The 20115-nt window shown below is 74.8% G+C and carries 22 protein-coding genes and 1 tRNA gene; 11 read left to right on the top strand and 12 right to left on the bottom strand.

What is annotated here, in order from left to right; translation table 11 throughout:
• Positions 1-125: 125 nt before the first annotated feature.
• The 3 genes from ACFYXU_RS25215 (at position 126) to ACFYXU_RS25225 (ending at position 1802) form a co-directional block, all read left to right on the top strand.
• Positions 126-557 carry an ATP-binding protein gene (locus tag ACFYXU_RS25215; protein WP_389460067.1) on the top strand — a complete coding sequence of 144 codons (432 nt, stop codon included), beginning with the start codon at positions 126-128 and terminating at the stop codon, positions 555-557.
• Positions 551-1024, top strand: coding sequence for a hypothetical protein (locus ACFYXU_RS25220; protein WP_376509462.1), 474 nt, complete (start codon positions 551-553; stop codon positions 1022-1024). Before ACFYXU_RS25215 ends, ACFYXU_RS25220 begins: the two co-directional genes overlap by 7 nt.
• A 67-nt stretch (positions 1025-1091) precedes the next feature.
• A complete protein-coding gene (locus ACFYXU_RS25225; RefSeq protein ID WP_389460069.1) occupies positions 1092-1802 on the top strand; it encodes a class I SAM-dependent DNA methyltransferase in 711 nt (236 codons plus the stop codon).
• Positions 1803-1886: 84 nt separating this feature from the next.
• Here ACFYXU_RS25225 and ACFYXU_RS25230 read toward each other — a convergent pair.
• The 4 genes from ACFYXU_RS25230 to ACFYXU_RS25245 form a co-directional block, all read right to left on the bottom strand.
• Positions 1887-1974 (bottom strand) — tRNA-Leu (locus ACFYXU_RS25230).
• A 432-nt stretch (positions 1975-2406) separates the two neighbouring features.
• Entirely contained in the window at positions 2407-3084 is a 678-nt protein-coding gene (locus ACFYXU_RS25235) for a class F sortase (RefSeq protein ID WP_376509458.1), read from the bottom strand.
• Positions 3085-3268: 184 nt separating this feature from the next.
• Positions 3269-3790: a hypothetical protein gene (locus ACFYXU_RS25240; RefSeq protein WP_376509457.1), complete on the bottom strand. Its 522-nt coding sequence runs from the start codon at positions 3788-3790 to the stop codon at positions 3269-3271.
• Positions 3791-3982: 192 nt separating this feature from the next.
• Complete coding sequence (locus tag ACFYXU_RS25245) at positions 3983-4927, bottom strand: beta-ketoacyl-ACP synthase III (protein WP_329853862.1); 945 nt, start codon at positions 4925-4927, stop codon at positions 3983-3985.
• A 225-nt stretch (positions 4928-5152) separates the two neighbouring features.
• Between ACFYXU_RS25245 and fdhD the strand changes: the two genes are divergently transcribed.
• Positions 5153-5989: a formate dehydrogenase accessory sulfurtransferase FdhD gene (gene fdhD / locus ACFYXU_RS25250; protein WP_389460071.1), complete on the top strand. Its 837-nt coding sequence runs from the start codon at positions 5153-5155 to the stop codon at positions 5987-5989.
• Between the two features lie 16 nt (positions 5990-6005).
• Here fdhD and ACFYXU_RS25255 read toward each other — a convergent pair whose 3' ends face one another.
• The 3 genes from ACFYXU_RS25255 to ACFYXU_RS25265 all read right to left on the bottom strand — a co-directional run bounded on the left by ACFYXU_RS25255 (position 6006) and on the right by ACFYXU_RS25265 (position 8110).
• Positions 6006-6389 (bottom strand): (2Fe-2S) ferredoxin domain-containing protein, encoded by a 384-nt coding sequence (locus tag ACFYXU_RS25255; RefSeq protein WP_361397911.1) that lies wholly within the window; start codon positions 6387-6389, stop codon positions 6006-6008.
• Positions 6386-6907: an isochorismatase family protein gene (locus tag ACFYXU_RS25260; protein ID WP_329853865.1), complete on the bottom strand. Its 522-nt coding sequence runs from the start codon at positions 6905-6907 to the stop codon at positions 6386-6388. Before ACFYXU_RS25260 ends, ACFYXU_RS25255 begins: the two co-directional genes overlap by 4 nt.
• A gap of 129 nt (positions 6908-7036) precedes the next feature.
• The gene (locus ACFYXU_RS25265) at positions 7037-8110 is read right to left on the bottom strand and encodes a bile acid:sodium symporter family protein (protein ID WP_389460073.1); all 1074 of its coding nucleotides are present in this window, start codon (positions 8108-8110) and stop codon (positions 7037-7039) included.
• Positions 8111-8224: 114 nt separating this feature from the next.
• Between ACFYXU_RS25265 and ACFYXU_RS25270 the strand changes: the two genes are divergently transcribed.
• The 3 genes from ACFYXU_RS25270 to ACFYXU_RS25280 all read left to right on the top strand — a co-directional run bounded on the left by ACFYXU_RS25270 (position 8225) and on the right by ACFYXU_RS25280 (position 12376).
• Entirely contained in the window at positions 8225-9091 is an 867-nt protein-coding gene (locus ACFYXU_RS25270) for a LysR substrate-binding domain-containing protein (protein WP_329853868.1), read from the top strand.
• 413 nt (positions 9092-9504) lie between these two features.
• Positions 9505-11328 (top strand): AMP-dependent synthetase/ligase, encoded by a 1824-nt coding sequence (locus tag ACFYXU_RS25275; protein WP_389460076.1) that lies wholly within the window; start codon positions 9505-9507, stop codon positions 11326-11328.
• Between the two features lie 253 nt (positions 11329-11581).
• Complete coding sequence (locus tag ACFYXU_RS25280) at positions 11582-12376, top strand: aldo/keto reductase (RefSeq protein ID WP_389406461.1); 795 nt, start codon at positions 11582-11584, stop codon at positions 12374-12376.
• A 57-nt stretch (positions 12377-12433) separates the two neighbouring features.
• On the opposite strand, the gene ACFYXU_RS25285 is transcribed toward ACFYXU_RS25280, so the two are convergent.
• The gene (locus ACFYXU_RS25285; protein ID WP_389460078.1) at positions 12434-13705 is read right to left on the bottom strand and encodes an SUKH-4 family immunity protein; all 1272 of its coding nucleotides are present in this window, start codon (positions 13703-13705) and stop codon (positions 12434-12436) included.
• Between the two features lie 162 nt (positions 13706-13867).
• Between ACFYXU_RS25285 and ACFYXU_RS25290 the strand changes: the two genes are divergently transcribed.
• Positions 13868-14332 (top strand): RICIN domain-containing protein, encoded by a 465-nt coding sequence (locus ACFYXU_RS25290; RefSeq protein WP_389406332.1) that lies wholly within the window; start codon positions 13868-13870, stop codon positions 14330-14332.
• 88 nt (positions 14333-14420) lie between these two features.
• Here the strand turns inward: ACFYXU_RS25290 and ACFYXU_RS25295 are convergent, their stop codons facing one another.
• Positions 14421-15425 (bottom strand): methyltransferase domain-containing protein, encoded by a 1005-nt coding sequence (locus tag ACFYXU_RS25295; protein WP_389406333.1) that lies wholly within the window; start codon positions 15423-15425, stop codon positions 14421-14423.
• Positions 15426-15496: 71 nt separating this feature from the next.
• Positions 15497-16429 carry an AraC family transcriptional regulator gene (locus ACFYXU_RS25300; protein ID WP_376509442.1) on the bottom strand — a complete coding sequence of 311 codons (933 nt, stop codon included), beginning with the start codon at positions 16427-16429 and terminating at the stop codon, positions 15497-15499.
• 160 nt (positions 16430-16589) lie between these two features.
• Between ACFYXU_RS25300 and ACFYXU_RS25305 the strand changes: the two genes are divergently transcribed.
• Positions 16590-17435 (top strand): NmrA family transcriptional regulator, encoded by an 846-nt coding sequence (locus ACFYXU_RS25305; RefSeq protein ID WP_389406334.1) that lies wholly within the window; start codon positions 16590-16592, stop codon positions 17433-17435.
• A 9-nt stretch (positions 17436-17444) separates the two neighbouring features.
• Here ACFYXU_RS25305 and ACFYXU_RS25310 read toward each other — a convergent pair whose 3' ends face one another.
• Positions 17445-18398, bottom strand: coding sequence for a helix-turn-helix transcriptional regulator (locus tag ACFYXU_RS25310; protein WP_389406335.1), 954 nt, complete (start codon positions 18396-18398; stop codon positions 17445-17447).
• Positions 18399-18437: 39 nt separating this feature from the next.
• Here ACFYXU_RS25310 and ACFYXU_RS25315 point away from each other — a divergent pair, with 39 nt between their 5' ends.
• A complete protein-coding gene (locus ACFYXU_RS25315; RefSeq protein ID WP_376509439.1) occupies positions 18438-18917 on the top strand; it encodes a hypothetical protein in 480 nt (159 codons plus the stop codon).
• Complete coding sequence (locus ACFYXU_RS25320; RefSeq protein ID WP_389460080.1) at positions 18914-19372, top strand: hypothetical protein; 459 nt, start codon at positions 18914-18916, stop codon at positions 19370-19372. Before ACFYXU_RS25315 ends, ACFYXU_RS25320 begins: the two co-directional genes overlap by 4 nt.
• Here the strand turns inward: ACFYXU_RS25320 and ACFYXU_RS25325 are convergent.
• Positions 19359-20105: a class I SAM-dependent methyltransferase gene (locus ACFYXU_RS25325; RefSeq protein WP_389460082.1), complete on the bottom strand. Its 747-nt coding sequence runs from the start codon at positions 20103-20105 to the stop codon at positions 19359-19361. The genes ACFYXU_RS25320 and ACFYXU_RS25325 overlap by 14 nt on opposite strands.
• Positions 20106-20115: the final 10 nt, after the last annotated feature.

Here is a 20115-nt window from a genome sequence, read left to right on the forward strand (position 1 = left end):
CCGTGCGCCCCCGCGCCACGGCGACAGCGCCGTACGGCAGTCCTGCCCACTGTTGTGAGGAACCGGTCGTGGCTTCTGGTAACGCGCAGCCCTCAGGTCTCATGAGCCCTCGAGCCCCCCGGGTCATGGCCCAGCGCCCACAGCAGCACACCGATCCCGTCCGTCGCTTCGCCTTCGAGCTCCCGGCCCGCACGGCCTCGGTCGCGCGCGCCCGCCGGCTCGCGGAGGAGCGGCTCATCCTCTGGGGCTGCGACCCCGAGATACGCGACACCGTCGCCCTCGTCGTCTCCGAGCTCGTCACCAACGCCGTCGTGCACACCGCCAGCGACCGCTTCGTGTGCGAGATACGCGAGGGCGAGGAGACGCTGCGGATAGCCGTCCGCGACGAGGGCGGCCCCGCCGACCCCCGGATTCGCGACTGCGGCGAGGAGGAGCGCGGCCGCGGCCTCCTCATCGTCGACGCGCTCTGCACCGCCTGGGGCGCCGACCGCACCGGCCACGGCACCGCGCAGGTCGTCTGGGCGGAACTCGCCCACGGCATGGGGGAACCATGCTGAGGTCCCTCCGCATCCTCCCGCGCACCCGCCGGAACCCCGAGGCCTCGTCCGTGGCCGCCCAGCACCGCTCCCCCGACCCGCGCGACGGGACCCGGATCCACGATCTCGGCGCCACCCGCCTCGCCGTCCCCGTCGGACTCCACACCGGGCTCGGCTGCGACGCCGTCGGCGTCCCCGCCCGCTTCGGCTTCAAGATCCTCTCGCGGCTGCCCGCCAAGGGCTGTGTGTACGCCGACTCCGACTGGTGGTGGTGGCTCGTCCCCGCCGGCTCCGACCAGGACCTGACCTGGCCGCTGCCCGCCTGCTACGCCCCCGGCGCCGAGATCCCGGACCGCCGCCCGCGCCTCATCCACCACCCCGACGGCACCTCTCCCTACACGCCGCCGATCCCCCTCTACCTCCTCGTCTGCCAGCTCACGGGCATCGCACCGTCCTGGCCGGCGCCCCCGGTACGCAGCGCCCTGTGACGGTCCGGCCGGTTCGTCAGCCCCGGGGTGCGAACCGGTCCACGGGTCACCCCCTAGGCTCGGAGCCATGTTCACCCCGCAGGGTCCCAGCCTCCGCGAGCTGACCGCACAGGCCCTCTCCTCGGTCGAGCACGGCTACGACCTGCTCGCGGACACGTTCGACGTGACGCCCTTCCGCACGTCCGACCGTCTCCTGAGCGCGGTCGCTCACGCCCTGGAGCCCCTCGGCCCCTTCGGCTCCGGGCTCGACGTCTGCTGCGGCACCGGCGCGGGCCTCGGCGTGCTCCGCTCGGTCTGCGCGGGCCGGGTCACGGGCGTCGACTTCAGCGCGGGCATGCTGGCCCGGGCGCGGGCCGCCCACCCGACCGCCGACCTGGTGCGCGCGGACGCCCTGGCCCTTCCCTTCCGCCCGGTCTTCGACCTGGCGGTCAGCTTCGGCGCCTTCGGCCACTTCCTGCCGGCCGCCCAGCGCACCCTCTTCACCCAGGTCCACGCCGCCCTGCGCCCCGGGGGCACCTTCGCCTTCCCGCTCCCCGCCCCGCCGGCGGTGGGCTCGCGGCTCTACTGGACCCTGTGGGGCTTCGACGCGGCGATGCGCGTGCGGAACGCCGTCCTGCGCCCGCCGTTCGTCATGTACTACCGCACCTTCCGCCTCCAGGACGTCCGCTCCCGTCTGGAGGCCTCCGGCTTCGAGGTCTCCCTCACCCCGGTCGAGACCCTGGGCCGCCGCGAGGACGGCAGCCCGCGGTGCAGGCTGGTGGTGGCGCGGAAGCTCTAGGCGGCGAGTCCCCGAGCCCCCGCACCGATCCGCGGAGGAAACGCGAAAGTGCCGGTCGATGTGAGATCGACCGGCACTTTCCGCTGGTGTCCGAGGGGGGACTTGAACCCCCACGCCCGATAAAGGGCACTAGCACCTCAAGCTAGCGCGTCTGCCATTCCGCCACCCGGACAAGGTGTCTGTCGCTCCGGGGTTTCCCCCGCGGCGACAGAGACAACTCTACCAGGGGTTCGAGGTGGGTTTCACCAGCGTTTTCCGTGGTCAGTGGGGTGGGGCGACCCTGACGGCCGGGACCGGGCGGAGACCGCCCCGCCCCGCGTACGAGGTGCTCACGACCGGGCGCTCAGGGTGACGGCGGTGACCGTCGAGGAGGCGGGGTGAAGAGGTCCGATGCGCGGGCGGCGGGCGGTGCGGAGCACCGCCGCGGGCGCGGAAGGACGGGGTGGGAGCCCGGCGCCCCCCGACGCCGGCTCCGTGGAGGCCACACTGACGACCGCCCCGCGGTCCAGGCCAATGCTTTGTCGGAAGTCCGTCAGGTCGGTGTCCTCGCGGTCCGCGTGGCCGATCCGGTCGCGGACGGGAGGCCCCACGGCGGGCCCGCCGGTCAGCGGACCTCGACGAGGCGGGCCGAGACCACCACGTTGCCCGCGTAGCCGCTCTCCTGGGTGAAGGTGCCGCCGCAGGTGATGAGCCGCAGTTCGGGGACGCCGACGTCCCCGTAGACCCGCTCGGCGGGGAAGTCCTCCTTCGGGACGACCTCGACCCCGTACACGACGAAGACGGCGGTCCTGCCGTCCCGGCGGACGACCTCGACCCGGTGTCCCCGGCCGAGGGCGCCGAGGTCGTAGAAGACGGCCCGGCCGGCCGGGGTGTCGACGTGGCCGACGACGACGGCCGTGCCGCGCTCGCCGGGGGTCACCGCGCCGGTGAACCAGCCCGCGAGCCGGTTCTCCTCGGGCGGCGGGGCCTCGATCCAGCCGTCGGGGTCGAGGCCGACGGCGGTGACGGGCGCGTCGATACGGACGGCGGGGACGCGGACCCGGACCGGCGGCGAGGCGGGCAGCGGAGCGGGGACGGGAAGGGGCGCCAGGGCGGCGAGGCCGGCCCCGGCCCCGTCGGGCGCGGCCGCGGCGACGGGCTGCGGCGGGCCCGCGGCCTGGAGCTCCCCGGTGCCGCCGCGCACGAGGTGCACGCCGATGAGGAGGACGACGGCGATGGCGCCCCAGGCCCCGCGCCGTCCGGTGCCGGGCCCCGCTCCCGTCCCGGTCGTGGTGTCGTCCACCCGCTCGCCGGCCTCCTCCGTACGCCCCGAACCGTCCGCACGCCCCACGTCCGCAGCCCTTCTCGCGCCCCCGCCGCGGTGCGTCCCGGCGCACCGCCCCTCGTCACGTGCTGGCGCCCCTCCGCCCCGGACCTCGTCACACCGGGACGGAGGGGCCGTTTCGGATGCCCCGGGGTGTCCGCCGTCAGGCGCGGCCGCCCGCGCGGCGGCGGGTCAGCACGACGGCGGCGCCGAGCGCTCCGGCGATCAGCAGGACGCCGGTGACCGCCTCGGTGACGCCGAGCCCGGCGGACTGCGCACCGGCGGCGGTGCCGTACCCGGCCTTCACGCCCTTGTGCGCTCCGGTCTGCGTGCCGGTGTCTCCGCCCTGGATGGTGAGCGGCGCGGTGCCCCGCTGGCCCTTGCAGTCGAAGGTGATCTCGTACTGGGCCCCGGCCTTGGCGTCGACGTCGACGGTCGCGGTGCCCGGGCGGCCCTCGGTGAGGGTCACCGTCTCGAAGACGCCGGAGGTGACGGTCACGGACGGCACTTCGCAGCCGTCCGAGGTGAGGGTGACGGTGCCGCCGGGGGCGATCGTCGCGGGGGTGACCGAGTAGCCGAACGGCGTGATGTCGTGGTCGCCGTCGCCGGCCAGGGCCGCGGGCGCGAACGCCACGACGGCGACGGCGCTGAGAAGGGCGGCGGAAGCGGCACGTATGGCGCGCATGGCGGGTCCTCCAGATCGCGGGAGGGCCCCGGTCGCGGAGCGATTCCGCGGCGGGAGGTGGACGACCCTCACCGCGATCGAAGCTAGGTCCGCCCCCGGTGCGCCGCCACCGGGCTCCGCCGAACGGGGCAACGCGCACCGCGCGGGGCCGCCAGGAGGGGCCACCCCGTGGGAGCCCGCGCGTCATGGGCGCTACGGGACCCGGATCACCTGACCGGCGTAGGACAGGTTGCCGCCGAAGCCGAAGAGGAGGACGGGGGCGCCGGAGGGCAGTTCGCCGCGTTCCACCAGCTTGGCCAGGGCCAGCGGGATGGAGGCGGCCGAGGTGTTGCCGGAGTCGACCACGTCGCGGGCGACGACGGCGTTGACGGCGCCGATCTTCGCGGCGAGCGGCTCGATGATCCGCAGGTTGGCCTGGTGCAGGACGACGCCCGCGAGGTCCTCGGGGGCGATGCCGGAGCGCTCGCAGGTGCGCCGGGCGAGCGCGGGCAGCTGCTGGGTGGCCCAGCGGTAGACCGACTGGCCTTCCTGGGCGAAGCGGGGCGGGGTGCCCTCGATGCGGACGGCGTGGCCCATCTCCGGGACCGATCCCCACAGGACCGGGCCGATGGCGCCGGTGTCGGTCTCCGTGGCCTCCACGATCGCGGCTCCGGCCCCGTCACCGGTGAGGACGCAGGTGGTGCGGTCGGTCCAGTCGGTGATCTCGGTCATCTTGTCGGCGCCGATGACGAGGGCGCGGCGGGCCGCCCCGGCGCGGACCGCGTGGTCCGCGGTGGCGAGCGCGTGGGTGAAGCCGGCGCAGACCACGTTGAGGTCCAGGGTGGCGGGCGAGCCCATGCCGAGGCGGGCGGCGACCCGGGCGGCGGTGTTGGGCGAGCGGTCGATCGCGGTGGAGGTCGCGACCAGCACGAGGTCGACGTCCCCGGCGGTGAGTCCGGCGGCGGCGAGTGCCTTGCCGCCCGCGTGGGCGGCGAGCTCGTCGACGGGCTCGTCCGGTCCGGCGACGTGCCGGGTGCGGATCCCGACCCGGCTGAGGATCCACTCGTCGCTCGTGTCGACCAGCTCGGCCAGGTCGTGGTTGGTCAGCACCTTGGCGGGCTGGTAGTGCCCGAGCGCGGCGATGCGAGTGCCCGTCATACTCGGGACCCCCTAGGTGGTTCGTTCGTCCGGCAGGATCCCCCAGTCTTGCCAGCGACTGATCAGTAACAGGTGACGTAAACCACCAACATTCCCCCGAATCGCTTGGCCGACCGTGACAACGTGCCTGGCGGGAGCGGGTGCGCGTGCGGACGCGGGTGTGGCGGAGAATGGGGCGGTCAGGGCCTATCCGGCCTCCTGCGGAGAGAATCGAGTGCGGTCACGATGGGACGGGTCACCGAGCGACGGCGTGTCCTGCGCATCCGGGGCGGTGCGGTCACCACCCGGCCCGACACCCTGGTGGCCGAGGAGCCGCTGGAGATCCGGCTGAACGGGCGGCCGATCGCGATCACCATGCGCACCCCGGGCGACGACTTCGCGCTCGCGGCCGGGTTCCTGGTGAGCGAGGGGGTGCTGGCGGCGGCGTCGGACGTGCGCAGCATCGTGTACTGCGCGGGCGCCACCGAGGACGGCCGGAACACGTACAACGTGGTGGACGTGCAACTGGCGCCGGACGTCGTCGTCCCGGACATCTCCCTGGAGCGGAACGTCTACACGACGTCCTCGTGCGGGCTGTGCGGCAAGGCCAGCCTGGACGCGGTCCGCACCACGGCCCGCTTCCCGATCGCCGACACTCCGCCGGTCCGGCTGACCCCGGGCCTCCTGTCGCTGCTCCCGGAGCGGCTGCGGGCGGCGCAGCGGGTCTTCGACTCGACGGGCGGGCTGCACGCGGCGGCGCTGTTCACCGAGGACGGCGAGCTGCTCGACGTCCGGGAGGACGTGGGCCGGCACAACGCGGTGGACAAGCTGGTCGGGCGGGCGCTGCGGGAGGGGCTGCTGCCGCTGGAGCGCGCGGTGCTGCTCGTGTCGGGCCGTGCCTCGTTCGAGCTGGCGCAGAAGGCGGTGATGGCGGGCATCCCGGTGCTCGCCGCGGTGTCCGCGCCGTCCTCGCTGGCCGTGGACCTGGCGGCCGAGTCGGGCCTGACGCTGGTCGGCTTCCTGCGGGGGCCGGACATGAACGTGTACGCGGGCGAGCACCGGATCGACACGGAGGCGGGCTAGAAGGTGACCCGGCGCTCTAGTTCTTCGGCGGGTCGATCATCTGGAGGGCGAGGGTGGCCGGCGGCGGGCTGACGCCGGGGCCGCCGGCCTCGGTCCAGGCGAGGACCTCGTCGAGGCAGTCGTCGTCGGCGCTCCAGCCGATCCAGGCGGCCCGGCCGCCCCGGCGCCGTCCCTCGGTGGAGGGCTGGACGACGAGGACGTTGGCCTGGGCGCAGGGACCGAGGCAGTCGCTGGTACGGACGACCAGGCGGCCCCCGGAGGCCGCGGCGGCCGCGCGCAGCCGGGCCAGCTGGCCCGCGTGGTCCATGCCCGGGTTCTTGCGGGCGTCGCCGCAGCAGCAGCCCCGGCAGACGACCAGGGAGCAGGGGCGGGCCCCGTACCGTATCGGCACCGGGGTCATGCGGGGCCGTCCAGGGTGATCCCGGAGACGGGGGCGACGGTGCCGAGGCGCGGGAAGTCGAGGTCGACGGAGGCGCGGTGCTCGTCGGCGGTCAGGGCGGCCATGGCGTCCTCGGCGAAGACCAGCTCGTAGCCCAGGTCGCAGGCGGCGCGGGCGGTGGACTCGACCCCGAGGTTGGTGGCGATGCCGCCGAGGACGAGGGTGGTGGCGCCGAGTCCGGAGAGCAGCTCGTGGAGTCCGGTGTCCTGGAAGCCGCCGATCGTGCGCTTGACGACGACGGGGTCTCCGTCGTGGACCAGGTCGGGGACGAGCTCGCTGCCGGGCGGCTGGGCGTCGACGTTCGGCCGCTCCACGCGGATGTGGACGACGGGCGCGCCGGCGGCCCTGAAGGTGTCGGCGAGCCGCGCGGAGGCGGCGAGCACGTCCGTGCCGGGGCGGGGGGCGAGGGGCAGCGCGACGATGCGTTCCATCAGGTCGACGAGGACGAGCGCGGTGCTGCCGGGTGCGAGTGCGGGCATGGGAGCACCGTAGCGGGCCGGATGATCACCCCGGGTGGGGAGAGGACGTGATCCGGCCGACAGACGGCAGGCCGGTCGACAACGCCCCGGGGGCGGTCACGGATCGGTCGACGCCGTCCCGCGGACCCGTCACGGGCCGGTCGACGCCGTCCCGGGGGCGGTCACGGCTCCGGGGGCCGCGTCGGTCGGGGGCGTCCCGGCCGGCTCCGGGTCCCGGGAGCGGCGCTTCGCGAGGACCGCGCAGACCATCAGCTGCATCTGGTGGAAGAGCATCAGGGGGAGCACGGCGAGGGAGGCCTGCGGTCCGAAGAGGACGCTCGCCATCGGCAGACCGGCCGCCAGGCTCTTCTTCGAACCGGCGAACTGGATCGCGATCCGGTCGGCCCGGTCGAAGCCCAGGCGTCCGGCCCCGTACCAGGTCAGGGCCAGCATCACGGCGAGGAGCACGGCCTCGACGGCGAGCAGCGCGCCGAGCCGGGCAGGGGTCACCAGGTGCCAGATGCCGGCGACCATGCCCTGGCTGAAGGCGGTGTAGACGACGAGGAGGATCGACCCCCGGTCGACGTACCCGAGGACCTTCTTGTGCCGGACGAGGAGGCCTCCGACCCAGCGGCGCAGGAACTGCCCGGCCAGGAAGGGCACGAGGAGCTGGAGCACGATCTTCAGGAGGGCGTCGGCGGAAAGACCGCCCGCGCTGTTGCCGAGGAGGAGGGCCGCGAGCAGCGGGGTGAGGACGATGCCGGCGAGCGAGGAGAAGGAGCCGGCGCAGATCGCGGCGGGCACGTTGCCCCGGGCGATCGAGGTGAAGGCGATCGAGGACTGGATGGTGGAGGGCACCAGGCAGAGGAAGAGGAACCCGCTGTAGAGCTGGGGGGTGAGGACGCCGGGCACCAGGCCGCGGGCGGCGAGTCCGAGGAGCGGGAAGAGCAGGAAGGTCGCGCCGAGGACCGTGAGGTGGAGCCGCCAGTGCCGGAGCCCGTCGAGGGCCTCGCGGGTGGAGAGCCGGGCGCCGTAGAGGAAGAAGAGCAGGGCGACGGCTCCGGTCGACGCGCCTTCCGCGACCTGCGCGGCGGTCCCGGAGGCGGGCAGGAGCACGGCGAGCCCGACCGTCCCGAGCAGGGCGAGGACGTATCCGTCGACGGGCAGCCGGGACGGCAGGCGGAGGGTGCGGCGGGCGGTGCGGCCGGGTGTGCGGGCGGTCATGGGCTCCAGGACTCCTACGGGTGATCGCGCCCGTCCATCCTGCTCCACGGCCTGGTGATCGGGAATCCCGCACAGCGCTCTGACTGTCATCGCGATCCGCGATAACGTCGGAGGGTGTACGAGCCCACCCAGCTGCGCACCTTCCTCGCCGTGGCCCAGACACTGAGCTTCACGCGGGCGGCGGAGCGGCTCGGGCTGCGCCAGTCGACCGTCAGCCAGCACGTGCGTCGCCTGGAGGAGGCGGCGGGCCGTCCGCTGTTCGCCCGGGACACCCATCGCGTGGAGCTCACCGAGGACGGCGAGGCGATGCTGGGCTTCGCGCGGACGATCCTCCAGGCGCACGAGCGGGCGGCGGCCTTCTTCGGCGGTACGCGGCTGCGGGGCCGGCTGCGGTTCGGCGCGTCGGAGGACTTCGTGACGACCCGGCTGCCGGAGATCCTGGAGTCCTTCCGGCGCGAGCACCCCGAGGTCGACCTGGAGCTGACGGTCGAGCTGTCGGGGACGCTCCAGGCCCGGCTCGCGGCGGGCCGGCTCGATCTGATCCTGGCGAAGCGGCGCGGGGCCGAGAGCGAGGGCCGGCTCGTCTGGGAGGACACCCTGGTCTGGATCGGGGCGCCGGGGCTGCGGCTCGATCCGGACCGCCCGGTGCCGCTGATCCTCTATCCGCCGCCGGGGATCACGCGGGCGCGGGCCCTGGAGGCGCTGGAGGCCCAGGGCAGGGCGTGGCGGATCGCGTGCACGAGTTCCAGCCTGAGCGCGAACGTGGCGGCGGCCCGCGCGGGGCTCGGCGTCATGGCGCACACGCGGGGCCTGGTGCCGCAGGGCCTGGTGCCGGTGCCGCCCCGCGCGGGGCTGCCGGAGCTGGGGGACGTGGGCTTCGTCCTGCGCCGGGGGCGCCGGGGCGGGGAGACCCAGGAGGCGGCGGACGCCCTCGCGGAGGCGATCCTGGCGGGCGGCGACCGCCTGCACCGGCCCCGCTGAGCCGAGCGGCGACCCTCCGCGCCGGGCCCTGTCGGGTGGGCGGTCGGCCGTCGTCCCGGACCCCGCCGCGCCCGGCGGTCGGCGGTCGCGCCGGGTCCCGTCGGGTGGACGGCGAGAAGGCGCCACGGCGACGGGGCGGGGGCGGGGCGTGAGCGGCCGGTACAGATTCCGTGGAGATTCACGCCCGGTGGACCAACCGTCCGGTCGGTAACCGCCGCCGGTCGCTCCCGACTTGACCACCTCACCCGCCCTGACCTGTGAGAACGCGGAATGTCCCGGCTTGGTGAAGGCCCTCCCCCAGACCGGTCCCGTGGGGTACCGTCACCGGCGCCGTACGGAGTGCGACGAGGGGGCATTTCCAGCCACCGCGCCGCCGAGGTCACCGATCCATCGAGCCGTCGAGGAGCAGGTCAGTGCGCGAGTTCACCGTGCCGCCCGTCGAGGCGGCGCCTCAGGTCGGCGGTCTGGCGGACGCCGTGTTCGAGCACGCCCTCGCCGACCCCGGCCGGATCACCTTCGCGCGCAAGGGCCCGGACGGCCAGTGGCACGACGTGACCGCCGCACGGTTCCGGGACGAGGTGATGGCCCTCGCGAAGGGGCTGATCGCCCAGGGCGTGCGGTTCGGCGACCGGGTCGCGATCATGGCCCGGACCCGGTACGAGTGGACCCTCTTCGACTTCGCCCTGTGGACGGTGGGCGCGCAGCCCGTACCGGTCTATCCGACCTCCTCCGCCGAGCAGGTCTTCTGGATGCTGTACGACGCCGAGGTCACGGCCTGCGTGGTGGAGCACGAGGACCACGCGATGACGATCGGCTCGGTGATCGACCGGCTGCCCCGGCTCCGCCGGCTGTGGCAGCTGGACTCGGACGCGGTGGGCGAGCTGACGGCGGCGGGCGCGGAGATCGACGAGGACGTCGTGCACCGGCACCGGCGGGCGGTGACCCCGGAGACGGTGGCGACGGTCATCTACACCTCGGGGACGACCGGGCGCCCGAAGGGCTGCGTGATCACCCACGCGAACCTGATGTTCGAGACGGACATGGTCATGGGCCGCTGGGAGCCGGTGTTCCGCTCCCGGCCCGACGAGCAGGCCTCGACGCTGCTGTTCCTGCCGCTGGCGCACGTCTTCGGGCGGATGGTGGAGGTCGCGGCGGTCCGGGGCGGCGTGAAGCTGGGGCACCAGCCGGTGATGACGGCGGCCGAGCTGCTCCCGGACCTGGTGGCGTTCCGGCCGACGTTCGTCCTCGCCGTGCCGTACGTGTTCGAGAAGGTCTTCCGCGCGGCCCGCCGGAAGGCGGAGGCCGCGGGGAAGGCCGGCCCGTTCGACAAGGCCGTGGAGGTGGCGGTCGCGTACGCGGAGGCGCTGGAGCAGAAGGCCTTCGGGACCGGTCCGGGGCCGTCGGCGGCGCTGCGCGTGCAGCACCAGTTCTTCGAGAAGACCGTGTACGTCAAGGTGCGCGCGGCCCTGGGCGGGCGGGTGCGGCACGCGATGTCCGGCGGCTCGGCGATGGCCCGTCGGCAGGGGCTGTTCTTCGCGGGCGCGGGGGTCACGATCTTCGAGGGGTACGGGCTGACCGAGTCCTCGGCCGCCGCCACGGCGAACCCGCCGGGACGGACCCGGTTCGGCACGGTGGGCCGGCCCGTTCCGGGGACGACCGTGCACATCGCGGAGGACGGCGAGGTGTGGCTGCACGGCGGCCAGGTCTTCTCCGGCTATCTGAACGCGCCGGAGGCGACGGCGGCCGTCCTCAACGACGGCTGGCTGGCCACCGGGGACATCGGCGCCCTCGACGAGGACGGGTACCTGACGATCACCGGGCGGAAGAAGGAGATCCTGGTGACCTCGGGGGGCAAGAGCGTCTCCCCCACCGCGCTGGAGGAGCGGGTGCGGGCGCATCCGCTGATCGCCCAGTGCATCGTGGTCGGCAACGACCGGCCGTACATCGCGGCCCTCGTGACCGTCGACCAGGAGGCCGTGGACCACTGGCTCGCGATGCAGGGGCGGGCGCCGCTCGCCCCGGCCGAGCTGGTCCGCGACCCGGCCCTGGAGACGGAGATCCGGCGGGGGGTGGTGGCGGCGAACACGCTGGTCTCGCAGGCGGAGTCGATCCGGACGTTCCGGATCCTGGCGCATCCGTTCAGCGAGGAGCACGGACTCCTGACCCCCTCGCTGAAGCTGAAGCGGAAGGCGATCGAGCGGGCGTACGCGACGGAGGTCGCGGCGCTGTACGGCTGACGGAGCGGGCGGGACCGGCCGGGGCCGTACGCCCGGCGGGCGGGGAGGGGCGGCCCCGGCACCGTACGGCCGCCGGAACGCAAAGGGCGGCCCAAGGCCGTACGGCCGATGGAATGCGGGGCGGTCCGTGATCGTTGGCGTAGAAAGGACCCGCGTACCCGCGTACGCGGACGACTCGCGACGACGTTAGGAACCACCCCACGTGAGCACGGACAGCACCGTTCCCTCGATCACCCTGAACAACGGCGTGAGCATGCCGCAGCTGGGCTTCGGCGTCTGGCAGGTGCCGGACGACGAGGCGACGGCGGCCGTGGCGACGGCCCTGGAGGCCGGGTACCGCTCGATCGACACCGCCGCGATCTACGAGAACGAGCGGGGCACGGGCCGCGCCCTCGCCGACTCGGGCATCGCCCGCGAGGACCTGTTCGTCACCACGAAGCTGTGGAACAGCGAGCAGGGTCACGACTCGACGCTGCGCGCCTTCGACGCCTCCCTCGACAAGCTGGGCCTCGACTACGTCGACCTGTACCTGATCCACTGGCCGGTCCCGGCGAAGGACGCGTACGTCGACACCTACCGGGCCTTCGAGAAGATCCTCGCCGACGGGCGCGCCAAGGCGATCGGCGTGTCGAACTTCCTTCCCGAGCACCTCGACCGGCTGATCGGCGAGACCTCGGTCGTCCCGGCCGTCAACCAGATCGAGCTGCACCCGCAGCTGGCCCAGGCGGAGTCGCGCGAGGCGCACGCCCGGCACGGCATCGCGACCGAGGCGTGGTCGCCGCTCGGCCAGGGCAAGGGGCTGCTGGACGTCCCCGCGATCGTCGCGATCGGCCGCAAGCACGGACGGACGCCGGCCCAGGCGGTGCTGCGCTGGCACCTCCAGCTGGGGAACGTGGTGATCCCGAAGTCGGTCACCCCCTCGCGCATCCGCGAGAACATCGACGTCTTCGACTTCGAGCTGGACGCCGAGGACCTGGCGGCGATCGCCGCCCTCGACGAGAACCACCGCCTGGGCCCGAACCCGGGAGAGTTCAACGTCGGCGCCTGACCGCAGACATGGGGGGCGCCGCCACGGCGGCGCCCCCCATCGTCGTTCCTCCGGCGCTCAGTAGCCTTCGACGCCGAGCTCGGTGATCGAGGCGAAGAGGTGCTCCCAGACCTCCGCCCCCGGCGCGCCCCCGGCGAGGGCCTCCGCGTCGACGGCCTCCATCGCGCGGAGGAAGTCCCGCACCCCGTCCTCCCCCGGATACGGGTCCCAGCAGACGCCCATGTGACGGCGGACGCCCTCCAGGAAGCGGACGAAGGACTCCAGGTCGCGGACGAGCGGGAAGGCGGCGTCGCCGCCGGGGCCGTGGCTGCCGTCCGGCTGGCGCAGCAGGACGGCGCCGGTCCCGGGGTGGAGGAGCACCTCCCCGGGGTCGCAGTGCCCGAGGTCGAACGCGCCGACGCGCAGCAGGCCCTCCGGCCCCGGGATCAGGACCGGGTCGGCCACCGCGAAGGCCGTGACGCCCGCCGCCCAGCGGCGGGGCAGACCGGCGCCGGTGAGCAGCGTCCGGGTCGGTGCGTGCGTGAGGGTGTCCGGCAGGCCGGCCGCCGGAACACGGAGGACCCGGGAGGCGCCGAATACCGCGTCGAGGCGGGCCGCGGTGAGCGGGCCGTCGGCGTCCCTCGTGCCGGGCCGGAACCACGGCCGGACGCCGGGCGCCGGGTGGGAGGGCGCGGCGCCGCCGTCGGGCCAGTCGGCGAGGGCCGCGTCGTTCCGTTCCACGACGGCCACCCCGCGCGCGTCGTGGAAGACGTACCGGCCGCCCTCCAGAGGCAGCGGCTCCTCCCAGCCGTCGGGGGTGTGCAGGGTCCGGGACACGTCGTCGGCGTCGAACAGCCAGGGGCCCTCGGGGTCGGCCTCCTCGGACGGCTCGGCCGTGCCCTCGGCGGGGGCGGGCCGGGGCGTGCCGGTGGCCAGGTCGAACCAGGCGTCCTCGCACCACAGGGCCCAGACCTTCAGGAGCTCGGCGCCCCCGGCCTCGTACACCTCGGCGGAGCGGTCGCCGCTGAGGTTCGGGTCCGCCTCGGCGGCGCCGACCGGCCGCCACCAGGCCCACACCGTCCGCCACGGGAGGCCCGGCGCGGCGGTGGCCACGTCCCGGGCGTACTCCCGGTGGCCGAGGACGGCGGCGGCGAAGTGCAGCCAGGAGGCGAATTCGGCGGGCGTCACCGGGGTGGTCCCGAACACCGCCTCGGCCTGGGTGAACACCTCACGGCCCACGCCGCCGTGCTCGTCCGGCAGCGCGTCGAGGCGGGCGCGGAGCTCTGCGCGGTCGTGGCGCAGGAGCCGGGCGGGATCGTCGAGCAGGTCGAGGAGTTCGGGATCGGTCACCGGCCCATCGTGCCAGGCGCGGCGCGGGTGCCGAGCGGTGGGCAGGGCGGCATCCGGCCGTTGTCGTACCCCGGACGTAGAGTCGGAGACGGACCCGGAAGGTGCGCGCGGCCGGGTCGGCCGCGCGGTGCAACGGCCGGGCGGAGAGAAGGAGTCGGTACGGTGAGCGGTGCCCCGGAGCCCGTCGAGGCGGGCGTCTACCGGGTACGGAACGTGGCGAGCGGGCTGCTCCTGGAGGTGTACGGCGGTTCGGGCCGCAGCGGTGCCGCCGTGCAGCAGGGCACCGGGGACGGAAGTGCCGGGCAGCACTGGCACATCACGCCCGTGACCGACGGCGGCGGGCTCTACCACCTGGTCAACGCGGCGAGCGGCAAGCGGCTCGACGTCAGGAACGCGTCGACGGAGAACGGCGCCGGCATCCAGCAGTGGAGGGCGAACAACTTCGGCGCGCAGGAGTGGATCATCGAGCAGGATCTCCAGTCGCCGGGGACGGTGGCCCTGGTGAGCTTCGTCAGCGGCCTCTTCCTGGAGGTCGCCGACGAGTCGCTGGAGGCCGGGGGGAACCTCCGGCAGTGGGAGGACACCGACTCGCCGTTCCAGTGGTGGCGGCTGGAGCCGGTGTCCTGACCCGGGCGGCGGGGGCGGTCAGCCCTTGCGCGCGGTGTGGACCGTGTGGGCCGTCAGCCCTTGCGCGCGGTGTGGACCGTGTGGGCCGTCAGCCCTTGCGCGCGGTGTGGACCGTGTGGGCGGTCAGGTGGAACAGGTCCGTCCGGTGGTGCAGGGAGAGCGGGTCGGCCGGGTCGAGCAGCCGGTCGAGCGTCTCCTTGTCGTCGGCGTCGAGCCGGGCGGCCATCCCGTCCCGCAGGCGGCCGTAGTGGGCGAGGACCAGCTCCCGGACGGCCGGGGAGACCGGCGCGGGAAGGTCGACGAGGAAGGTGCGGGTGCCGGCCGGGGTGAGTCCGGCGGCGGTGAGCAGGGCCCGCCAGTCGTCCGGCTCGTCCTTGGAGCCGGGCAGCTCGGCGCGCATCTCGCCGAACCAGGTGGCATGGGCCGCGTCGAGCCTGGCCTCCAGGCCGGGCCGGCCGATCCCGATGTGCTGCGGCAGGTGCCGTCGGGGCAGGCCGCCCTCGACGAGGACGACGAGACCACCGGGGTTCAGCAGGTCCGCGAGCCGTGCCAGGGCGGCGCCCTGGTCGCCCATGTGGTGCAGCGCGTTGCCCGCCCAGACGAGGTCGGCCGTCCCCAGGGTGCCGATGTCCGCGGGGAGTTCGGCGTGCAGGGTGGAGACGCGGGCGCCGAGACCGCGGGCCTCCGCCCGGGCCGAGGCACGGGCGAGGAGCTCGGGGGCTCCGTCGACGGCGACCGCCTCGGCGGCGGGGAACGCCTCGGCGAGCAGGCCCGTGACGACTCCGGGTCCGCTGCCGACGTCGAGGACACGGCGGACGCCCTGCACCGGCACCAGGGTGCCGAGCCAGGCGGCGGCCTCCGCGTAGGCGGGGCTCGCGATCTCGGCCTGCCGCTCCAGGAGCGGAGCCATCTCGCTCCAGTCGAGGTGGGTGTGGTCGTGGGACCCGTGGTCGCCGGACCCATGGTCGTGCGACCCGTGCTCGCCGGACCCGTGGTCCTGGGATCCGTGGTCGTGCGACCCGTGGTCGTGGGATCGGTGGTCGTGACCGGCGCCGTGCTGAGGGCCGGAGGGGGACGCGGGGTGCTGGCTCATCGCACCAGCCTGCGCCGCACCGCCGGGGAACGCGAGAAATGTTGCCGGTACGGCAACATCGTGGGCTCCCGTCAGCCGCGCCCCCGGTGCTCCTGCGGGCTGATCCCCCGGACGCGCTTGAAGGCGGCGCTCAGGGCGAACGCCCCGCTGTAGCCGACCTGCCGGGCGACGGACTCCACGGTGGCGTCCGTCTCGCGCAGCAGGTCGGCGGCGAGCGCGAGCCGCCAGTCGGTGAGGTACGCCATCGGGGGCTCCCCGACGAGCTCGGTGAAGCGGCGGGCGAGCGCGGCCCGGGAGACGCCCGACTTCGCGGCGAGCGAGGCGACGGTCCACGGGTGGGCGGGATCGTTCTGGAGCAGCCGGAGCGCCCGGCCGACGACCGGGTCGCCCATCGCGCGGTACCAGGCGGGCGCTTCGGCGCCCGGCCGGGAGAACCAGGCGCGGACGGCGGCGATGAGCAGCAGGTCGAGGACCCGGTCGAGGACGACGCTCTGGCCGGGCTCGTCGCGGGAGATCTCCTCGTCCAGGAACGGCATGAGGGGGCAGTTCCACACGTCGGCGGGCAGGTGCACCAGGCCCGGCAGGGCGTCGAGGAGCCTGCGGCCGACCTCGCCGTCCATCAGATAGGTGCCGACGAGCACCGTGGTGCCGCCGTCGGGGGTGTTGCCCCAGGTGCGGACGCCCAGGCGCATGGACTGGGCGAGGGGCTCCCCGGACAGGGTGGTGCAGCAGCCGTCGGGGCCGATCCGGGCGTGGGGCGCGGCGTCGGGGGCGTGGGCGACGGTGTAGGGCTCGGGGCCGCGGGCGATGGCGATGTCCCCGGGCCTCAGGAGGACGGGCGTGCCGGTGTCGGGGACGATCCAGGCCTCGCCGTCGGTGACGCACATGAGGCAGATCGGCGCCTCGTCCTCGATGCGCACGGACCACGGCGGCTCCATGATCATGCGGAGCAGGAAGGCGCCCTTGGCGCGTGGCCCGTCGAGCAGTCCGGCGAGTGCGTCCATGGTGCGCAAGCCTAGGCGGTGCCGCGTCGAGCGGACCGGGTCGCGGTGCCCGAGCGACCGGGCCCCCGGTGACGCGGGCCGCGGAGGGGTGAGACGGAGGCGTAGGGAGGTGAGACTGCGGAGCATGGGCGGGAGGCGCCCGGGGCGGGAGTCTTGAGCCATGACGACGCACACGCACCACATCGAGAACACGACGGTCCTGGTCACGAGCGCCACCGGCAAGACCGGGCGGCGGGTGGCCGAGCGGCTGACCGCCCGCGGGGTCACGGTCCGGGCCGGCTCCCGCAGCGGGGCGACCGTCTTCGACTGGGAGGCCCCGGCGACCTGGGCGCCCGCGCTGCGGGGCGCGGACGCCGCGTACGTGGCCTACTACCCGGACCTGGCGGCCCCCGGCGCGGTCGAGGCGATGAAGGCCTTCGGCCGGCTGGCCGCGGAGAGCGGGGTGCGGCGGCTCACCCTCCTCTCCGGGCGCGGTGAGCCCGAGGCGGTCCTCGCCGAGGACGCCCTGCGGGCGGCGGCGTCCGGGGTCGAACTGACCGTCGTACGGGCCTCGTTCTTCGCGCAGAACTTCTCCGAGGGGCTGCTCGCGGAGGGCGTCGCCGAGGGCGCGGTGGTCTTCCCGGCCGGTGACACGGCCGAGCCGTTCATCGACGCCGACGACCTGGCGGACGTCGTGGTGGAGACCCTGACGGCGGACGGGCACGCGGGGCGGGTGCACGAGGTGACGGGTCCCCGGCCGGTGGGCTTCGCCGAGGTGGCGGCGGAGATCGCCCGTGCCTCGGGCCGCCCGGTGGTCTACCGGCCGGTGTCGGAGGCCGAGTACGCCGGGCTGCTGGACGGGTTCGGGCTTCCGGCCGGTGAGGCGGAGTGGCTCGCCGGGCTGTTCGCGACGCTCCTCGACGGGCACAACGCCTCGGCGACGGACGGCGTGAAGCGCGTCCTGGGCCGCGAGCCGCGCTCCTTCGCCGCGTTCGCCGCGCAGGTCTGGGGCGGTCCGTCGGCCTGACGGGTCCCGTCAGGCGCCGTAGCGGTGGGCAAGTGCCCGCACGGTCGAGGCGATGCGGTCGCGGAGGTCCTCGGGGGCGAGGACCTCCACCTCGGCGCCGAGACCGAGGAAGGTGTCGTGGGCGTGCTCGGGGGATTCGACCGGGAGCACCGCGCGGGTCCAGCCGTCGGGTTCGGGGACGCCGGTGTCGGCGAGCGCCCGCGCGGCGGCGCCGGTGAGCCGGGCGGCGCCGCGCGCGGAGATCCGGACGACGGCCTCGCCCCGGTGCAGACGGCGGTGGAAGTCGCTCCGGCTCGCCCGCCAGTGCGCGGCCAGGTCGAAGTCCGCCGGGATCGCGGCCTCGTCGTCGGTGACGGTGAGGGCGAGGATCTGGTCGACCCGGTAGGTGCGGGGGCCGGGTCCGGCGATCAGGTACCAGCGGCCGGCCTTGAGCACGAGACCGAACGGTTCGAGGCGCCGGTCGACGTCGGTCGGTTCCTTCCAGCGCCGGTAGCGGACCTCCAGGACGCGTCCGGCGCGGACCGCGTCGGCGACCTCGGGCAGGAACGGCACCTCGTCGCCCTCGTCGTACCAGCCGGGGGCGTCGATGTGGAAGCGGGCGGCGAGCCGGTCGACGTGCTCCCGCAGGGCGGGCGGGAGGGCCGCGCGGAGCTTCAGCCGGGCGTCGGCGAAGTGCGGTCCGAGTCCGAGCCCCTCGGCGGCTCCGGGCATGCCGGAGAGCACCAGGGCCTCGGCCTCGGGGGCGAACAGTCCGGTGAGCCGGGTGCGGCTGCTCGGCAGGAGCTGGTAGCCGCCGCGGTGTCCGGCGTCGCCGTAGAGCGGCACTCCGGCGGCGTGCAGGGCCTCGACGTCGCGGTAGACGGTGCGGACGGAGACCCCGAGCTCCTCGGCGAGCCGGGCCGCGGTCGTCCGGCCGCCGGTCTGGAGCAGCAGCAGGATCGAGAGGAGGCGGCTGGACTTCACTGACACAAGATGTCAGTGGAGCGTTCCTACAGTCCAGCCATGGCTTTCGCAGAGAAGAACCTCCTCGCGCTGCCGCCGGTCGAGATCGCCGGACGGCACCTGAAGCGCTACCACGTCTCCTCCGGCCCCGAGGGCATCGAACCGGAGGTGGAGGCGGCGGCGTACGCCCTGCTTCCGGAGCTCCTGCCGGAGCCGGACGGCACCCCGGCGGCCGGTTTCGTGGTGCTGCACCGCGGCGGTGACAGCGGCGCGTACCTCAACGCGTACAGCTGGGTGTGGGACAACGTGCTCCACTTCGGCGGCGGCGCCGCCGGCCAGCCGGCCCTGGACTGCCCCGACACCGATCCGGCGCACTTCGTCCGGGTGGACCGGTCGTGGATCGGCTGCGTGTGGGAGCTCGGTCCGCTCGGTCACGAACGGGACGCCTGGGTGCGGCACGTGCTGGCCGCCGGGACGCCCGATCTGGCGGGCTACCTGGCCGACGCGCTGCCCTCCGGCCCGACGGGAGGCCGCGCGTGAGTGCCGACGGCTTCGCCTTCCTCGACGGACGGTGGCGGGTCCGCAACCGCCGTCTCGCCGACTTCCTCGACCCGGCGAGCGGGTGGCGGGAGTTCGACGGACACACGACCGGCTCACTGTTCTGGGACGGCCGGGCGCACGTGGACGAGATCGTCTTCCCCTCCGAGGGGTTCAGCGGTCTGACGCTGCGCCTGTACGAGCCGGAGACCGGCGAGTGGACGCTGAACTGGTCCTCCAGCCGTACGGGGCGGCTGGACCCGCCCGTCCGGGGTCGCTTCTCGGCCGACGGCACGGGTGAGTTCCACGGGGACGACACCTATGCCGGACGGCCGGTGCGGGTGCGGTTCCGGTGGTCGGGGATCACCCCGGGCACGGCCCGCTGGGAGCAGTCGTTCGCGGAGGCGGGCACGGAGGCGTGGGTGACGAACTGGGTGATGGAGTTCAGCCGCGCCTGACGAAGCTCGCGAGCCGGTAGCGGGGGTCGGCCCGGGGGCGGTCCTGGTCCGGGAGCGCGGTCAGTTCGGCGGCGAGCGTCTCGGTCGCGGCGCGGTCGCCGTCGAACCAGGAGGCGTAGTAGCCGGCGCGCAGCTTCCGGACGGTGTCGCGGGGAGTGGCGCCCTGGCCGTGCCCGGTGAAGAAGGTGCCGGGGGCGGGGTCGAGACCGTGGTCCGCCGCGCACGCCGTGATCAGCTCGGCGCGGTCCGAGGTGCGCCCCCGGGAGCGGTGGGGGCGGAGGATCGCGTCGATGTCGCTGCCGACGTCGTGGGCCGCGTCCTTGTCGACGGTGACGACGAGGACGCCGCCGGGGCGGAGCACCCGGGCCGCCTCGGCGACGACGTCCGTCGCGAAGGGGACGAGGTGCAGCAGCCACACGGCCGTCACGGCGTCCAGGGAAGCGTCGGGCAGCGGCAGCCGCCGGGCGTCGGCGCGCACCGTGCGGCCGGGGACCCGGCCGGCGGCGACCTTCGCCATGGCGTGGGCGGCGTCGGCCCCGTGGACGCGCAGACCGGGCCGGCCGAGGCGCTCGGTGACGAGGCCGGTGCCGCAGGCGACGTCGAGCAGGGTGCGGGCGCCGGGCGGCACGAGGCGCAGGACGGCCTCGGCGGCCGCCTCGGCGCGGGGCACGCCGCCACGGGTCCGGTCGTAGTGCGCTGCCTCGGCCTCGTAGTCGAGCACGGTCTCCGCCATGCCTGGGATC

Origin of the sequence: Streptomyces sp. NPDC002232, assembly GCF_042890295.1 — a bacterium.
Lineage (GTDB): Bacteria > Actinomycetota > Actinomycetes > Streptomycetales > Streptomycetaceae > Streptomyces.

Excerpts from the sequence above, each read along its gene's own strand:
- ACFYXU_RS25215 (WP_389460067.1), top strand. The coding sequence starts at position 126 with ATGGCCCAGCGCCCACAGCAGCACACCGATCCCGTCCGTCGCTTCGCC.
- ACFYXU_RS25220 (WP_376509462.1), top strand. The coding sequence starts at position 551 with ATGCTGAGGTCCCTCCGCATCCTCCCGCGCACCCGCCGGAACCCCGAG.
- ACFYXU_RS25225 (WP_389460069.1), top strand. The coding sequence starts at position 1,092 with ATGTTCACCCCGCAGGGTCCCAGCCTCCGCGAGCTGACCGCACAGGCC.
- ACFYXU_RS25240 (WP_376509457.1), bottom strand. The coding sequence starts at position 3,790 with ATGCGCGCCATACGTGCCGCTTCCGCCGCCCTTCTCAGCGCCGTCGCC.
- ACFYXU_RS25245 (WP_329853862.1), bottom strand. The coding sequence starts at position 4,927 with ATGACGGGCACTCGCATCGCCGCGCTCGGGCACTACCAGCCCGCCAAG.
- fdhD (WP_389460071.1), top strand. The coding sequence starts at position 5,153 with ATGGGACGGGTCACCGAGCGACGGCGTGTCCTGCGCATCCGGGGCGGT.
- ACFYXU_RS25255 (WP_361397911.1), bottom strand. The coding sequence starts at position 6,389 with ATGACCCCGGTGCCGATACGGTACGGGGCCCGCCCCTGCTCCCTGGTC.
- ACFYXU_RS25260 (WP_329853865.1), bottom strand. The coding sequence starts at position 6,907 with ATGCCCGCACTCGCACCCGGCAGCACCGCGCTCGTCCTCGTCGACCTG.
- ACFYXU_RS25265 (WP_389460073.1), bottom strand. The coding sequence starts at position 8,110 with ATGACCGCCCGCACACCCGGCCGCACCGCCCGCCGCACCCTCCGCCTG.
- ACFYXU_RS25280 (WP_389406461.1), top strand. The coding sequence starts at position 11,582 with ATGCCGCAGCTGGGCTTCGGCGTCTGGCAGGTGCCGGACGACGAGGCG.
- ACFYXU_RS25295 (WP_389406333.1), bottom strand. The coding sequence starts at position 15,425 with ATGAGCCAGCACCCCGCGTCCCCCTCCGGCCCTCAGCACGGCGCCGGT.
- ACFYXU_RS25300 (WP_376509442.1), bottom strand. The coding sequence starts at position 16,429 with ATGGACGCACTCGCCGGACTGCTCGACGGGCCACGCGCCAAGGGCGCC.
- ACFYXU_RS25305 (WP_389406334.1), top strand. The coding sequence starts at position 16,590 with ATGACGACGCACACGCACCACATCGAGAACACGACGGTCCTGGTCACG.
- ACFYXU_RS25315 (WP_376509439.1), top strand. The coding sequence starts at position 18,438 with ATGGCTTTCGCAGAGAAGAACCTCCTCGCGCTGCCGCCGGTCGAGATC.
- ACFYXU_RS25325 (WP_389460082.1), bottom strand. The coding sequence starts at position 20,105 with ATGGCGGAGACCGTGCTCGACTACGAGGCCGAGGCAGCGCACTACGAC.